Raw genomic sequence first — 12687 nt, 5'->3', positions numbered from 1 at the left:
AGGAGTAAAACAATGCGTGATACCTTTAATCGCATGATAGGTAAAACTCGCTATGTAGTTTTTCGTTTATTTCTCCATCTCAGCGGCAGCGACATCGCCCCTGTTTTAGGCGTATTAAATCGTGCTGGAAGAGAAGCGATTGATAGTGATGGCGACATGCAGGTGTTGGGTGAAATATTGGTAGAAATTTGCCAAACTCTCCTGCAATATGATGAATATTGGTTCTCTGCCGCTAACGAGGGAGATGTATTTTGGAGTGAAGGAGAAGCAGGAGATTATGTGAATGAACTATTTACCGATTCTGCCCAAAGATATCTCAGTGAACCAGATTATAGCTCTTACTCAGGCTCTCACGAACCTCTCACCCTCCCAGCTACGCGCAATGTCGTTGTTATGATTACCGTAGCCTATGAAGGCGAAGTTCCAGACCTAGAAACCAACCTAGCTAGCATTGCCCCATTGCAAGAAGGATTAAAAGCCTTAATCAATTTGCACTATAAATATAAACTCAAAGCTATCCAAGTCCACTTCTCTCCCGCTCGCTTAGGTGATGAATTGACCAACGACCAGTTATTGCAGTATTACCCGGAATTGATCCCATTGTAAGTTGTTCGTTAGTCTGTAATTAGCACCATCAATGATAACTTGTTGAGCTAGTAGAGAAAACAATCACGCAATGATCATGACCATACTGCGTAAATTTACAGTCCTGGCTTTAGCCATAACTTTGTGCCTCACAACAGTAGCCTGTGGTGGAGATAGCCAAAACATTTCTCCAACCAACAAATCTAGCCAAACTGCTAGTTCCACAAAGCTAAGTGATGGACAATACCCCGTACAACAAGCAAGCTATAACGATGCTAACGGGGAATATACACTGTTTTTACTCAACAGCACCCCTCCAACCTTTGCAACAGAAAAATTGCAAATGGCTCGGTTGAGTGATGATGAAATTAAAGCTGGCAAAAAAACCTACTTAAAGGTGGAAAATAGCCAGCCAGTGTTATATCTGACCGAGGACTTTAAAATTGAATATGTCCATAACGTCACAGAAACAAAAACCAATCCCCAAACAGGGCAACAAGAAACTGTAATCGTTCGCCAAGAAAATGGTTTCTGGGCCCCATTTGCTGGTGCATTGGCAGGTCAAGCAATTGGTAGTCTGTTGTTTAGTCCTCAATACTACGTTCCTCCAGTTTATAGTCGTGGGGGAATTATGACAGGCTATGGCGGCTATGGTTCTAGCTATGATGCAGCAGTGTCCAGCTATCGCTCTCGCTATAATGATGCGCCAGCAGCAGTGAGAAATCGCACTACTTTCCGTACCACCGGTACAATTAGAAATTCTAGTGGCAACTCTACCGTGCGCTCAAATCCTGCTAATACAAGTGGTAGAGCTACTGGTTCTGGTTTTGGTAGCAGCACACTGCAACCCTCTGGTAAATCTAGTACCACTCGACGCAGTTCTGGTAGTAGTTTTGGTAGCAGTGGACGTTCTGCCCCCCGTCGTTCCTCTGGTAGTTTTGGTAGCAGAAGAAGATAAAAGATTTAAAATTAAACGGTTTATTGGGGCGTTTATGGCCCCTTTTTTATTGGCTACATAATCTTATACCAATTCCATAAAAGAATGCGACAGATGCGTAGGTTGGGTTGAAAAAAGTGAAACCCAACGTTTACAAGGTTTTAGAGTGTTGGGTTATGCCTTTGCTACGCAACGCTACCGCGAACGGCACACTGCGTGTTCACGCAGTGTCCCGCAGGGATACGTAACTCAACCTAACCTACATCTGTAACAATCATTTTTTAAATTGGTATTACATATCTGAAGAACCACGAATAATTTGGGTCAATTCCAGGCGAATGCGTTTTGCATCTGCCCAAAAACTGATGATAAATATAATTAGTACAAATATAGGCCCTCCTAGATACATAGCTGCTAAATGAGGAGGCAAAGTACCATCGGTAGATTCCGATATAGATTGAATGACTGTTGCAGTAATGTTTCCATCCGCAGGCAATGATGATAAGGGTATTTTCTGTCGTGTGGCATAAATATAAGTAGCAGATTCAAAAGCACTAGGAACTGCTATGCCATACCACATGACAAACAAAAACCCAAGCATCACCATAAACATTGGGTGTAGAGTGATTTTGATATGGACAGCTGTTTGATGAGATTGTTTTTCAAACCTTCCTTGAACCTGTGTTAATGCAGTACGATAGAATGTTCTGGTGATTTGAAAGCTTTCTTCAGAAAAGCTTCCTTGGTATAATAAACATTGTTTTAACCGTTGCAAAACTTCATCTGCTCCATCCGGGGTCAAAATTGTAAAACTATGGAAAGGGATGATTTTTTTCATTGCAGTTTTCTCTACAGATTGGTAATCAAACCCTAATTTATTTTTTCTAGGGTCTTGGTTCTAAGTATTCCCATAAACATCACCACCATAACAACTATCGCTGTCTTTTCTTGCAACCAATATCAAGTAGCAATAAAAATTGGATAGGCAACTCGTGATAACGCTACTACCACTGACTTATACCTAAAAACCAGGGAACAAAAACCCAGAGTTATTTTTATAATCATCAAACTCCGAGTAACGAGATAAAGATTGATCTTTTTTCCGCATATTTGGCAGAAATATAAACGTGAAAAAACCTCCTAAAATTAAGAATGGTAGCCAGTGCTGAGTCAGCAGAGCGAATGAAGTATAAATCAATATTTCTCCTAAATAATTCGTGTTGCGACAACGAGCAAAAAAGCCTTCGGTGATTAGTCCTGGTTGGTATTTAAGAGTATAAAACTTTTGAGTATCACTAGCAAAATGGAGAAAAACACCAAAGATATTTAAGGAAATAGCTACTGCAATTAACGGTATTGGTGGTACAGTGCCACTACTAATCAGAATAAAAGGTGCTACCCAATATAGACTTACTATCAAAAAGATGAATATCATCTGTGGAATAGAAACTTCTTGTTCCCATTGTTTATCTGGTGAAAGTTGGTCTTTTAATAACCAGAGAATTCCATAAGTACCGTGAAGTGCTAAATAAACCCAAGGACCAAGAGTAAAATTGTGATAAATAAACATTAGGCCTAGTATAAAGAACCATGTTAGTCCCTTACTGAGATTAATGGCATACTTGATTTTCATGGTATCTATCTTTTTGTGTGTGTAATTTATTATTAGTAATTGTAAACTGTCCCCATGATTTATCACACATGTGAACTAAATATAAAATTGTTCCTTTCCTCCGCTAGATAGACTCAACTACTTTCTGAGACAGGTTTTAAATTTTCAAGATTTTGCAATATAGTTGATTGCATTTCCTTATATTTATCCCTTAATATACTTTTACTTACAGCGGCATAAGATGTAATTGGCAGTTTGCGACTTTCTTCTATCCAGGTTTTTAACAACTGCCTTTGTTGAAGAGAAATGTTGCTATTGAGGACATTAGCACAGCTATGGGGTGATTCCAGGGTGAAAAATATCAAAGGATAGCGATCGCACTCACTTAATGCTAGTAGTAGTTCAATATTCTGGGGATTTTGCATATCCAAATAGCAAGGTAGCCACTTTGGCCCTAATTCTCGATTGTAAAGAAATGTCACCCACAGCACCATAGGATGAGGAGAGGTAAGAAAAATAAACTTATTCCCACGAGCGGCTTTCATTCGTTGATTAATATCTTGTCTAGATAACATCAAACATAAAGCTGTAAATTTCCCTACCTCAGTATTCATAAATCGAGGAAACACAATTTCACGAATGGGTTTATCTGCTGGCCAAGCCATCTGCCAACACACTTTTGTAATCTCATCCAGGAAAATAGAATTTAAAGTTGTGGGATGTTGAATTGACTCTACAGATGGGGAAACTGATACTTTTGGTAAAGATTCTTCTACCTGATTCAATACTTGGATAATTTCTTCCACTGCTTGGGGACGGTGACTTGGTTGCTTGGCCAAACAAGTCATGATTAAATCATTTAATTGTTGAGGTATTTTTAGCTGTGGACTGACTTCATGAATTGCCCTTGGTGGTTCAAATTGATGTGCCTTATACCAAGCTCCAAACAAATCACTCTCTGGTTGCCAAGGTTTTTGCGATGTTAACATTTCAAACATCATCACACCCAAACTATAAATATCTGAACGACTATCTAACTCGTCATCTTCTAATTGTTCGGGAGAGCAATAAGGTAAAGTACCAATAACTTTTGTATGGGTAGCAAATGCAGAACCATTAGAAAAATGTGCTACACCAAAATCTAAAATTTTGACAATCTGTCCTAATGTTTCATCAGGAATGACCATGATATTTGCAGGTTTAATATCTCTATGAACTAAAGGATAAATTTTCTTCTCAATACTTACTCCTGTATGAGCGCATTGTAGACCTAAACAAATTTGCCTAACTAAATTTAAAAATAAAGGTAGAGGAGTAGGGATTAAATCTTTTAAACTTTTACCTGATAAATATTCCATTACATAAAATGGTTTACCAGTTGAAGTTAGTCCATAGTCATAAGCACGAACAATATGAATGCTTTTTTGGCTGAGGGCTGCGCTTAAAAGTGCTTCTCGGATAAAATCATCCCGTGCTTCTTGCTCAGAAATCGTTTGAGACAAAAACTTAATAGCGACAGGTGCGTTTCCTAACAAAATATCTGCGGCTAAAAATACTTCACCCATACCCCCCCTACCAATTAACTGCTGAATTTGATAGCGGTTTGCTAGTAATTGCTCCATAAATCTGAATATAAATTTATAAAAAAATATCAACAGTTGACACGATAGCTTGTTAACTATATTAAACTTAATTATTGTCTATTGACAGAAAAATTTGAAGTTAATTAATTAGACGAATAATTTTGTCTAAATTGCTAAATTAAATGATCAGGAAGTAAATTTGGTTCTTGCGTAGATTTTATGGTAATTGAAGATTGATTACCACACAACCCTTACGGGGCAAGGCTTATAAACTATTATGCGTAATATTTTTAATGAAATGCCTACACAATAAGGTTTTCAATGATTTGGAACTGGGTTCTCCATAAAAAGTACCGAAGAACCGAATTTATTAGAGAAAAAATAATAGTTTGAAGAATATTTTTGTATATAAAAACTTTGTCCCAACAATATATGCCTAGTTTATATCCTCTGCGAAGTAAATACCAAGCATCTTTAACTTAAAAAACATCACATAATTTCACATGTTTATTTAAAACAACTTATCGAATAATTTGGCTATCCAAGGTTTTAAGCCAAGTGTATCATCTTGCTGTTCAATTGATAATCTTTTAATAATTTTAGCCTTGACATTGTCATATTCTTTTTTGAGTAAATCTTTGGCCTGTTTAGCAGAAATATATTCCGATAATGTATGACTTAAATTGATTTCATCAGCTAATTTTTGACGCTGATGAACTGTAATATTTAATGTTTTTACATATGCACATTTATCGGGGGACTCCAAAGGAAAAAATAGCAAATGATAATAACCTAATTTGGCTAAATTATTAACTATTTTTTCCCCTTTTTCATCTTTAATATCTAAATAATAAGATAACCACCGACTGAGGGAAGATTCTTGATCATAAAGAATAGTAATCCAGAGAACCATTGGATAAGCTGTGATTTTACTAATAAACTCAGTGGTATGGGTTTTATTAATCAATTTTTCAATTTCTGCTCGCGGTAACATGGCCCAAAAAGTGGGTATTAATCCTTGGGTAGTAGGAAGAAGGTAAGGGAAAACAATTGGTGCAATTGGTTTATTTTTTGGCCAAGTCTGCTGCAAACATTCCTTTTCTGTTACGGATGTGATTGGTACTAATTTTACAGATATTGAATCTGTTGGTGGTGCTTCTAAGGATGATAAAGATGATTCTGTAGGATGAACATCAATAGTCTTTAAAACCTCTAAGACTGCCTTGATGGATTGGGGACGATCGCTTACATCCTTCGCTAAACACCACATCACTAATTCTTCTAATTTTTGCGGTACTTTAACTTGTGGGTTGACTTGGGTAAATTTAGGCGGATTTTGAAATCGATGTAGTTGATACCAAGTGCCAAATGAGCGACTAGTTGTATGAAATGGATGTTTGCCTGTAATCATTTCAAACATAATCAACCCCAAACTGTAGATATCAGAACGTACATCTAGATGTAACTGTCCTTCCATATGTTCGGGAGAACAATAAGGTAAACTACCTACGAAGGATTCTGTTAATGTCATCCCACTACTTTCTGTGAGAAATTTAGCTATTCCGAAATCCAATATTTTAACAGTTTCTGAGTTTTTACTATTTTCATTAATAAAGATATTTTCTGGTTTAATATCTCTATGCACTATAGGATAAATTTGTCCTTTGAGACTCACACCTTTATGAGCGCATTGTAAGCCTAAACATAGTTGCTGACTAATTTCTAATATTTTTTCTAAAGATAATGTTTGTGTTTTTAAAATTTGTTTGAGTGTTTTACCTTGTAAATATTCCATTACGTAAAAAGGAATTTTTTCTTCGGTTACCCCATAACTAAAGAGACGAACGATGTTTTTACTTTTTCTACCTAGTTGAGCACCAATAAATATTTCTCTACCAAAGCGTTGTGCTATTTGTTCATTGACTAGATTTAATCTCAGCATTTTAATTGCTACAAGCTTACCACCTTTGGCAATATCTTCTGCTAGATAGACCCTACCCATGCCACCCAGACCTAATAAATCCTTGATGAAATAACGATTACTTAATAATTTTCCTATGTAATTATCTGCTTCAGTTTTTGATTTGTTCATGATTGTGTTCATACTGTCAAATTTATGGGTAGGAAAACATCAAGGAATGAAAGTATGTGGTAATAATTTTTTAATATTGCAGGTGGAAATGGTGTTAATTATTTAAATTTTGTATATTGTGTTGGATAAATCCTTTTTTGGACATGAAGACAAGGGTATATAGAAAAATTCATTCATTATCAAGAATCTTTTCATAGATATTCTTGTTTTTTTTAAGGAAATTAAGATAGATTTTGGCAGAAAAAACCTAATCCTCTACAAAAAACATGAAAATTAAACTAATCATCAAGTGTATTGGTTCATTAGTGTAAAAAAAAATGAATTTTTAGTAAATTTTGTCAAAAATTTTCAATTGAATTTGGATTCATCAATAGAAAATAGATTTTGTTATATGGGTATGGGATTGATAGCACTGCCGCGCTGACAGACAATCCCAAGCTGAAACCCTTCCTAACCAAAATCTTAGGGAAGTTGGATCAGGTGAGATACACCTGATTATAACCGTGAAAATACTTCTATGGATAGAAAATGGTGCTAATCAGGGTAAGAGAATACGGATGCGACGTAGTATCCTGAGCAATGAGGATTCTGTTTTAAGTTTAAATGCAAGTATTTGGGTGCGCTGTAATCCGTTAAAATTATTATCACTAATCAGAATTAGTGATTGTTGGCCATCTGAGAGTTTAGGTCCTAGTGTTAAACCCTCTAGATTGTCTAATGCAAAATCGAATTTTCTTAAATCTAGAAGTAGCTTTTTCTGGGCTGGTTTTATTTTGGTTAAATCTTTACCTGTAAGGCTATTAATGTTACTAATATTATCGGATTTTTCCAAAGCAACCTGAAAGATAAAAATTCCAAATCCTATACCAGTAAATGACCTTTCTATGGACAATAAGTTACCTTGATTATCAAGGGCAAGTAAATCAGGTAAACCACTAGAAAACTGTCCAGTCAAATTTATTCTTTGTGTGACAGGTTCTGTTTGGTAAAGATATTCTTTTTCTGGTTGATTAGTTTCTAAATTGTATTGCAAGATTCGGCAACGAGTACCAGTACCAGGTTTAGCAGCTGCACCGTCTTGAATTAAGGCATTTTCTGAAGCTGTAAAGAGAGATTTGTTATCAGGGGAGATAGTGAGACTTTCAAATGCTAGGTTATTACGTATACCTTTTTTAGCATTTTTCTCGGGTAAAAATTTATCTGGTATGGTGAGAGTTGATAGGTTTTTACCAGTAGATAAGGAAAACTCTTTGATAAAAGGATTAATTGATTGACGTGTATCGCCTTCGGAAGAAATAAATACAGTATCTTTATTAGTTAAAGCAATACCTTCTGTATCGGTTGAGTCTGGAGGATAGGTTTGATTGTTTTCATCTAGTAAGGTGGTTACACCCACTATGGAAATATTATTTTTATCTAGCTTGCCTTTACTTAAGTCAATTTTGAGGGTGTAAAACCGTGATGGGGCCTTTTGTCCTCTGTCGTCAGAAATGGCATAGTATAGGTCATTTTTTCTATCGTAGGTAATTCCAGATAAACCACCTATTTCTGTTTTTTGAAAAATTAATCCTGTGGGTAGGGAAGCTTCACCAATAAACTCTAAACCAGTGATGTTCATGGAGGCAGAAGCTATATTACTCCACAGGAAATTAATAAAAATAATGGGTAGAATAAAAAAAATAATTAGTGCTTTTTTGCGGTTTTTTTGAGTGATTCCCATGAATGATTGTCAACCAGTAAATATCTTTTCCTTAAGATAGCATGGGTAAGAATGTAGGTAAGGAATTAAGCTGAATTGTATCTATACTCGTTTTGAATGTATTTGACGAGCCAGTCTTTGACGTTGCGTGTGGCGCGGCAGTCATCTTCGTTATAGCGTTGGATCATTTCTAGTAAGGTACGATCGCCTGTTTCTAACCATTGATCATACCAGTAAATACATTTAGCTCCACTGGCTTGTTGATCACGCCACTCAAAGCCTAACCACCTAGCAATAGCTTTTAGGGCGTAACTTTCGATGGGTAAGGCAACGCTGCGGGTTAGTTGTTCATAGATATCAATAAAGCGGTTGAGAATAGGATGGATATGAAGGTAGGGTGTGCGATACAGTTTAGCGAGACGTTTGACTGTATCTACTTCATAGGAGCAAAAATGGTAAATGGGGGCCGTGGGATATTGGTAGACTAAATCGAGAAATTGCTGCCAAATCAATCCTTCTACCGCTGGTGTTTCCGCTAAAAAGGAGTAAAACTGTTCTGTATTGGCTTGTCTGTCCACTACTAATACTCCCAACAGATAATTGAGGTTTAAATCTGGCTGGGCTTCAATGTCAAAATATAGCTCAATGGGGGCAGTGAAGGTGAGTTTTTCTCTAGGTAAGGCGTAAGGTAAAATCAGGGGTTGTTTGGTAACTACTGATTGGGCTTGTACTGTTAATCTTGATGCGACTTCGCTATCAAAACCAATGAGAGTTTCTAAGGTGCTGGGGTGAGTTTGGGCTAATGCTTCAACGCTGGTAATAGAAAGTTCTTGCAGTTGGCTATAGCGAATGGGTGTGACACCAGGAAGGAGAGATAAATGTTGTTGCGAATGAGCGATCGCATAACAATAATTGTACCAATGACAAAGATTGCACTTTTGCCGAGAAATAAACACCTCTGGTGCAACTGGTGACTCCAAAGCTTGAATATATTCCGCCAAAACCACCTGCATTTGTGGTATCCATTTACTCAAGTCTACTTCGTAAACTGTATCTTTATTTCGCAGTATCAACCAAGCTTCTTTTGGTTTTGCTTCCTGTACGACTGCTAAAACTTGAGCATGAAAAGCCGCCACAACTTGATATTCTTGTTTGGGACGTTTTCCCAGTTCAATATCTGCTGGGATATAGTACCAGTCACCCAAATTAGAATTTCCTGGCTGTTTCACTAATAAATCCGGCCGACTAATTAAGGTGTAATTCTCACCATAACTGGTACATAAAACACCCTGATGAATATAGTCAACTCCTTGCTGCATCAAATCCCAAGTAGCTTTAGCCCCTGCTTGCCAATTACCTGGGGAATAACGTGGTTGATGATAAATTAACTGTGCCATCACGCTTTGATGATGGGCAATTTTATCTTGTTGCAGCTTCAGCAGTAACTCATTGGGAACATCTCGCTGGTGATGGTCACCATGAGTATCTAAGTAAGGCCGCCTTTGACAGCGTTGAAATTGCAGGAGAAGTTCGGCATTAATTAACATCCTTTTAAGCTAGCAATAATTGGGTCAGTCTGGGAGTAGTTATGAACACTAAATTTAGTGTGATTAAAAGCACGCGCAATAGTAGATAGGTTTTATATATTTCCCGTATACATAGGAATAAACTACCTCCATAGGTTATCAATGCAACTTTTATCATGTCTCATCAGGGAGAAATCAACTGCTAACAATGAAAACAACAACTTTTTTCTCATCCTTTTGTTTCTACTCCCCCTGTTGATGTCGTGATAAGTTTTTAACTGCATACAAGATAAAAATTAGCTAAAATTTTCCATCCCTATTTAGATATGCTGCATCACCATCGCTCACAGTTTCCAGCTTTAGCAAATAAGATTTATTTTAACTATGGAGGGCAAGGGCCGATGCCTCAAGGGGCAATGGATGCTATCACCCAAGCCCAAGCTTATATTCAAGAAATAGGGCCCTTTGGCTACGAAGCTTATCGCTGGATAGCACCGCAAAAAGAAGCCAGTCGCAGTGCGATCGCTTCTGTATTAAATGTAGATAAAGAAACAATCACCCTAACAGATAATGTCACCACTGGCTGCAATATTGCCATGTGGGGATTGCCTTGGCAAGCAGGAGATCATCTCCTCCTATCTGATTGTGAACATCCGGGAGTGATTGCCATAGCTCAAGAAATTAGCCGCAGATTTGCTGTAGATGTCACCAGTTGTCCTGTAAGTGATACTTTAAATGCAGGCAATCCTGTAGATATTATCACCGAAAATCTGCGCCCTAACACCCGCTTAGTTGTTTTAAGCCATGTATTTTGGAATACTGGCCAAGTTTTGGCACTTGACAAAATATCTGATGTATGCAAACGCAATAATTCTTTACTTTTGGTAGATGCAGCCCAATCCTTTGGGGTACTGCCCTTAGATTTAACTGATTTAGAAGTAGATTTTTATGCTTTTACCGGTCATAAATGGCTTTGTGGCCCGGCTGGGGTAGGTGGATTATATGTGAATAAAGCAGCGCGAGAACATTTACAACCTACATTTATCGGTTTAAACGGACTAATTCTCGATAGTCAAGGACAACCAGCTAATTGGCTACCAGATGGACGAAGATATGAAGTGTCTACAATTGCCACTCCACTGTATGTCGGCTTAAAAGAAGCGATCGCTATCCATGACCAATGGGGAACCGCAAAGGACAGATATCAGCAAATTTGTAATTCCAGTCAATATTTATGGGAAAAATTAACACAATTAGCGCATGTGAACTGTTTAAAAAATTCTCCTCCTGAAAGTGGCTTGGTTTCCTTTCAACTGACTAACCATCAGTTGCATATGCAGTTAGTTCAGTTTTTAGAATCACAAAAAATCCTCACCCGCACCATTGCCAACCCTAGTTGTATTCGGTTGAGTGTTCATTACCTAACTTTAGAATCAGAAATTGACCAATTGGTTGCAGCGATCGCTGATTTTTGTCAGCATCATTTACATAATTAAATTCATCTTGTTTGGTACTGACCAAAACTATGTGAAAACATACAAATCAAGGTATTGGGGGAGATTTGCTAAAGAGTATCTTTTCTCCCCCAATCTCAATTTATTGTCACCCTCACCTGTCAGCTATTTTTTCCTTGCCACACACATTAAAGACATAGCTGCTTCTGGGGTATAGGGATTGATACCTGATAATCTCTGTACAAACCGCCAATGCCACATGGCCTTACCATAGTTACCTTGCAGTACAGCAGCGCCAACTTGATTATTATGAGGATAGACATTGACTGAGAAACCCATTGGTTCCAAAGTATGGAAATAAAGTTCTGGAAATACACCATCACCAGGTTTATCTACGTGAATTTCCGTAGCTAACATTCTTTTTTGGTGTTCTCGAGAAGCATGAGCACCTTTGCGTAATAGCCGCCATACCCAAACACGCGATCGCCACAGCAAAGCCGAAATCCCTTTAAAATTCATAGAACTCAATTGTTGATCGCGATCGCTAATTAAAATTCCCCCTGGTTTCAGTAATCGTGCAGCTTCTGCTAACACCTTACCCATATCATCACAATGATGCAAAGTTGCGTTTAGTGTCACAATATCTGCAAAACCAGACACCAAAGGTAAGTTATGGGCATCAGCTAAAATAGGTACATAGCCAAATTTTTCTGCTATTTTTAAACTACCCTTAGCAATATCCACACCAATCATTAATTTGGGAGAACCTCCCAAGCAAGCTAATAAATTACCAGGCCCGCAACCCACGTCCACAACAATCTTGCCATCCCAACTACCCATAGCTGCTTGCCACAAAGAACGAAATTCTTCATCTTGATGGCAGTATTGCAAATATGCCTTAGCCCACTCTTCCTGATTAAAGTAATAACTATTAGCCTCCATTGCCGGACTGGAATGAGGAATAGAAAAAGTCAAAATACCATCGTCCCATACACCCCCCTTCGTCAAGTAAGGCTGCAATATCAACTTGTTATTGGTGATAGTGTACATATTTAGTTCTTAATGCCATGAAAATTGCTGACTAGTTGTGCTTCTGCGTAAATGTACAAACACTCAGTGCAAGATGCTGTTTTATTCAATGAAGGTAGATGCTTACGGATGAATTCAACTTAATTTTTGTTTTGCCTAACTATAGCATG

The 12687-nt window shown here is 37.5% G+C and carries 10 protein-coding genes; 3 read left to right on the top strand and 7 right to left on the bottom strand.

Features of this window, described 5'->3' with window-relative positions:
* Positions 1 to 12 precede the first annotated feature (12 nt).
* Together H6G73_RS03640 and H6G73_RS03635 are read left to right on the top strand one after the other, a co-directional pair.
* Positions 13 to 606, top strand: coding sequence for a DUF1517 domain-containing protein (locus tag H6G73_RS03640; protein WP_190601595.1), 594 nt, complete (start codon positions 13 to 15; stop codon positions 604 to 606).
* A gap of 70 nt (positions 607 to 676) precedes the next feature.
* Positions 677 to 1543 carry a hypothetical protein gene (locus H6G73_RS03635; protein WP_190601594.1) on the top strand — a complete coding sequence of 289 codons (867 nt, stop codon included), beginning with the start codon at positions 677 to 679 and terminating at the stop codon, positions 1541 to 1543.
* 271 nt (positions 1544 to 1814) lie between these two features.
* Here the strand turns inward: H6G73_RS03635 and H6G73_RS03630 are convergent, their stop codons facing one another.
* The 6 genes from H6G73_RS03630 to H6G73_RS03605 form a co-directional block, all read right to left on the bottom strand.
* Positions 1815 to 2360: a hypothetical protein gene (locus tag H6G73_RS03630; protein ID WP_190601593.1), complete on the bottom strand. Its 546-nt coding sequence runs from the start codon at positions 2358 to 2360 to the stop codon at positions 1815 to 1817.
* A gap of 183 nt (positions 2361 to 2543) precedes the next feature.
* Positions 2544 to 3155, bottom strand: a complete 612-nt coding sequence (locus tag H6G73_RS03625) for a methyltransferase family protein (RefSeq protein WP_190601592.1) — start codon at positions 3153 to 3155, stop codon at positions 2544 to 2546.
* A 113-nt stretch (positions 3156 to 3268) separates the two neighbouring features.
* Positions 3269 to 4756, bottom strand: a complete 1488-nt coding sequence (locus H6G73_RS03620; RefSeq protein WP_190601591.1) for a serine/threonine protein kinase — start codon at positions 4754 to 4756, stop codon at positions 3269 to 3271.
* Between the two features lie 472 nt (positions 4757 to 5228).
* Positions 5229 to 6809: a serine/threonine protein kinase gene (locus tag H6G73_RS03615; protein ID WP_190601590.1), complete on the bottom strand. Its 1581-nt coding sequence runs from the start codon at positions 6807 to 6809 to the stop codon at positions 5229 to 5231.
* Between the two features lie 538 nt (positions 6810 to 7347).
* On the bottom strand, positions 7348 to 8529 hold the full coding sequence (locus H6G73_RS03610) for an esterase-like activity of phytase family protein (RefSeq protein ID WP_190601589.1): 1182 nt from the start codon (positions 8527 to 8529) through the stop codon (positions 7348 to 7350).
* A 65-nt stretch (positions 8530 to 8594) separates the two neighbouring features.
* Entirely contained in the window at positions 8595 to 10055 is a 1461-nt protein-coding gene (locus H6G73_RS03605; RefSeq protein ID WP_190601588.1) for a TM0106 family RecB-like putative nuclease, read from the bottom strand.
* 305 nt (positions 10056 to 10360) lie between these two features.
* Here H6G73_RS03605 and H6G73_RS03600 point away from each other — a divergent pair, with 305 nt between their 5' ends.
* Complete coding sequence (locus H6G73_RS03600; protein WP_190601587.1) at positions 10361 to 11530, top strand: aminotransferase class V-fold PLP-dependent enzyme; 1170 nt, start codon at positions 10361 to 10363, stop codon at positions 11528 to 11530.
* 123 nt (positions 11531 to 11653) lie between these two features.
* On the opposite strand, the gene H6G73_RS03595 is transcribed toward H6G73_RS03600, so the two are convergent.
* Positions 11654 to 12538: a class I SAM-dependent methyltransferase gene (locus tag H6G73_RS03595; RefSeq protein ID WP_190601586.1), complete on the bottom strand. Its 885-nt coding sequence runs from the start codon at positions 12536 to 12538 to the stop codon at positions 11654 to 11656.
* Between the last annotated feature and the right edge of the window lie 149 nt (positions 12539 to 12687).

It is taken from the genome of Richelia sinica FACHB-800 (assembly GCF_014698825.1).
In the GTDB taxonomy this organism is placed as follows: Bacteria; Cyanobacteriota; Cyanobacteriia; order Cyanobacteriales; family Nostocaceae; genus FACHB-800.
This window is presented reverse-complemented; position numbering and strand designations above follow the sequence as displayed.

Excerpts from the sequence above, each read along its gene's own strand:
- H6G73_RS03630 (WP_190601593.1), bottom strand. The coding sequence starts at position 2,360 with ATGAAAAAAATCATCCCTTTCCATAGTTTTACAATTTTGACCCCGGAT.
- H6G73_RS03620 (WP_190601591.1), bottom strand. The coding sequence starts at position 4,756 with ATGGAGCAATTACTAGCAAACCGCTATCAAATTCAGCAGTTAATTGGT.
- H6G73_RS03635 (WP_190601594.1), top strand. The coding sequence starts at position 677 with ATGATCATGACCATACTGCGTAAATTTACAGTCCTGGCTTTAGCCATA.
- H6G73_RS03610 (WP_190601589.1), bottom strand. The coding sequence starts at position 8,529 with ATGGGAATCACTCAAAAAAACCGCAAAAAAGCACTAATTATTTTTTTT.
- H6G73_RS03625 (WP_190601592.1), bottom strand. The coding sequence starts at position 3,155 with ATGAAAATCAAGTATGCCATTAATCTCAGTAAGGGACTAACATGGTTC.
- H6G73_RS03600 (WP_190601587.1), top strand. The coding sequence starts at position 10,361 with ATGCTGCATCACCATCGCTCACAGTTTCCAGCTTTAGCAAATAAGATT.
- H6G73_RS03615 (WP_190601590.1), bottom strand. The coding sequence starts at position 6,809 with ATGAACAAATCAAAAACTGAAGCAGATAATTACATAGGAAAATTATTA.
- H6G73_RS03595 (WP_190601586.1), bottom strand. The coding sequence starts at position 12,538 with ATGTACACTATCACCAATAACAAGTTGATATTGCAGCCTTACTTGACG.
- H6G73_RS03640 (WP_190601595.1), top strand. The coding sequence starts at position 13 with ATGCGTGATACCTTTAATCGCATGATAGGTAAAACTCGCTATGTAGTT.
- H6G73_RS03605 (WP_190601588.1), bottom strand. The coding sequence starts at position 10,055 with ATGTTAATTAATGCCGAACTTCTCCTGCAATTTCAACGCTGTCAAAGG.